This window comes from Cupriavidus sp. SIMBA_020, from assembly GCF_046535395.1.
Lineage (GTDB): Bacteria > Pseudomonadota > Gammaproteobacteria > Burkholderiales > Burkholderiaceae > Cupriavidus > Cupriavidus campinensis.
The window spans coordinates 1-247 of the sequence record NZ_JAWRWU010001336.1 but is presented as its reverse complement, the minus strand read 5'-3'; the positions used below and the strand labels follow the sequence as shown (position 1 = coordinate 247).

General features: G+C 61.1%; 1 protein-coding gene. It reads left to right on the top strand.

What is annotated here, in order from left to right; genetic code table 11:
• Positions 1 to 196: helix-turn-helix transcriptional regulator (locus tag SB751_RS33860; protein WP_410749479.1), on the top strand; the 196-nt coding region annotated here is incomplete at its 5' end.
• Between the last annotated feature and the right edge of the window lie 51 nt (positions 197 to 247).

Sequence of the window (247 nt, the reverse complement as noted above, 5' to 3'; positions counted from 1 at the left end):
CGTCGATTTTGAAAGCCTGAAGGACGAGACGCGGCGCAGCGAAGCGCTGCGGCTGATCAGGCTGGGCAAATATTCAGCGACTGAAATTGCCTATATGGTCGGCTACAGCGATCCCGCGCATTTCACGCGCGCTTTCAAGCGGTGGACGGGGCTTGCGCCGTCTCGCTTCCGCTCCCTCGAGCTCAATCCAGCCTGATCCGACAGGGCGGCGTGGCACAACCGTTGCTGCCTTGATCCTCTTGACGCC